The organism is Aetokthonos hydrillicola CCALA 1050 (assembly GCF_017591665.1).
Taxonomy (GTDB): domain Bacteria; phylum Cyanobacteriota; class Cyanobacteriia; order Cyanobacteriales; family Nostocaceae; genus Aetokthonos; species Aetokthonos hydrillicola.
In genome coordinates, this window is record NZ_JAAKGC010000284.1 from 1 (window position 1) to 2,440 (window position 2,440).

The following is a 2,440-nucleotide window of genomic DNA, read 5'->3' on the forward strand; positions in this document are numbered from 1 at the left end:
ACCTAGCTATGGATTGGCAATCGTAGCATTGACATTGATAGTTCGCTTTGCGCTCTATCCCCTGAGTGCTGGCTCCATTCGCAATATGAGGCGGATGCGGATCGTGCAGCCTCTAATGCAAAAACGGATGCAAGAAGTCAAAGATCGCTATAAAGACGATCCGCAAAAGCAGCAGGAGGAAATGCTCAACGTCCAGAAAGAATTTGGTAACCCACTAGCAGGATGTTTACCTTTGCTAGTGCAAATGCCAGTTCTATTAGCACTATTTGCAACTTTACGTGGTTCACCTTTTTCCTCGGTTAACTATACATTAAATTTGCAAATCTTACCTTCAGAACAAATCGAACAAATTCAACCGCACGCCTTTTCCACCCCACCCCAAAACATTTACGTAGCCGAAGGGGAACATGTGAAAGTCACTGCTATCCTTCCTGGAGGTAACTCATTAGCAGTCGGAGAACATACCAAGATTGAATATCAAACCGTGGAGGGAAAACCGCTCCAAGCACTCTTGGCTGCACATCCCGAGACTAAATTAACCCCGCAATGGAAAGTTACCAAAGGGGAAGAACGGGTAAAAATAGATGAGAACGGGGACATAGAAGCTTTACAGCCAGGAGATGTCACACTTCAGGGAACACTTCCTGGTTTGGCGGCTGATAAAGGATTTTTGTTCATTGATGCTTTAGGGAGAGTTGGTGCGATCGATCCAGATGGAACAATCCACTGGGATATCGTTGCTATGGTAATCATGTTCGGGCTCACCCTATATGTTAGCCAAGTGCTCTCTGGGCAAAATACCACTAATGCTAACCCACAGCAGGATACAGTTAACAAAATCACTCCCGTTATATTTTCGGGAATGTTTTTGTTCTTCCCCCTACCAGCTGGGGTGTTGATGTATATGGTGATTGGAAATATTTTCCAAACCTTACAAACTTATGTTCTTTCGCGAGAACCGTTACCAGAGGAACTACAAAAAATTGTAGAAACTCAGGAAAAGGAAACACAAAGCGCACAACAAAAGGCATTACCTTTTGAACCAAAAAGTTCTAAGAAAAAGGCTACTTGATGATAACTGATAGTCGGATGCAACGTGGTCAGCAGTGGTTACAAACGCTACTGCGGCTAGCTGGGGTATCTGTTAATGTTGAAGGTCAATTGGAAAGCACCTTCATTCATGATCAGGATTCCCAAGAACCGGATAGCTTCTGGTTGACAATAGATGAAACTAATCTGACGCCAGAACAAATCCAGATATTTATTGGTTCTGACGGCTCGGTGCTAGATGCTATTCAGTATCTAGCTAATTCTATTCTGAACTTAAACCAACAACAAGAGCAGCAAGCCTCTTACACTGTCGAACTGAATGGTTACCGTGTTAGGAGACAAGCTGAGATTCGCACTATGGCTGTATCCGCCGCAGATCTTGTTCGAGCTTCAGGGCAAGAAGTTGAAATCAAATCCCTCAGTTCTGCTGAACGTCGTCAAGTCCACACCTTTTTAAAGGAGTTTAGCGATTTGGAAACATTCAGCCGAGGGAAAGAACCTCATCGTCATCTTGTTGTACGCCCAGCTTTTTTGGAATGAAACGTTTAAGAGGGAGCAGCCCCTCCGGGGAAGTCAAAAGTCAAAAATCAAAAGGAGCCAGTGCGGTGGACGGGTTTCCCGGCATAAAGCACCTGGCGTTCAAAAGTTAGGGAGCAAGGGAAAGCGATTTTCTTGTGTTCAGGTGTAGGAAAGTTCATTAGAAATACTTACTTACACCTCCCCTACTTCCGGTGGCAGCATTTTTCATCCTGCAACTAGCATTCAATATGATACTTGGCGTATAGAGTTCGGAAGCAAGCCACCCCACTCCTCAAGGGTTCTTTACAGAACTCTCATACGACATTCGGAAATCCGAATCGATTTTTGATAAAAATAGTTTGTAAAAAGGCTAGACTTAAAGGTGTGTGTTTAGCAGGATCGCTGAACATACAGATAACTTTTACTAAAGATATCTCTCAAATCCTATGGACGCTATTTATATTCCGCAGCTAACCCAAGCCCCGGAGCGGACAGAGGAGATTCCGGTTAATGAGTTTTTGCCAGGGCTAGAAACATTAACGCCCGTTCGTGGTAGCATCCGCGTACAACATAATGGTAATTACTTGGAAGTGTCAAGTCAAGCAGAAACAATTATCACCTGCACTTGCAATCGTTGCTTGCAAAATTACAACCATCGTTTGAGCGTTGATACAAAAGAAATTATCTGGTTAGACGACGCAGCAAAAGACTCAGAAGATTTACCTTTAGAGCGAGAAATAGCTTTGGAGGATTTAGTAGAAACTCTACCACCTCAAGGATATTTTTATCCAACTGAATGGTTATATGAGCAAATGTGTTTGGAAATACCTCAAAGACAACTTTGTGATAGAAAATGTCCAGGTATTCAACC

At 43.2% G+C, this 2,440-nt stretch carries 3 protein-coding genes; all 3 read left to right on the forward strand.

The window, feature by feature from the left end; all coding sequences use genetic code 11:
- A partial coding sequence (gene yidC, locus G4P69_RS36980; RefSeq protein ID WP_208354813.1) for a membrane protein insertase YidC occupies nt 1-1,072 on the forward strand: 1,072 nt, incomplete at its 5' end.
- Entirely contained in the window at nt 1,072-1,590 is a 519-nt protein-coding gene (locus G4P69_RS36985; protein ID WP_208354815.1) for a Jag family protein, read from the forward strand. The genes yidC and G4P69_RS36985, both read left to right, overlap by 1 nt.
- Before the next feature lie 425 nt (nt 1,591-2,015).
- Nucleotides 2,016-2,440: YceD family protein (locus G4P69_RS36990; RefSeq protein ID WP_208354825.1), on the forward strand; the 425-nt coding region annotated here is incomplete at its 3' end.

What these genes read in the sequence shown, in the direction of transcription:
- G4P69_RS36985 (WP_208354815.1), top strand. Translation starts at nt 1,072, where the DNA reads ATGATAACTGATAGTCGGATGCAACGTGGTCAGCAGTGGTTACAAACG.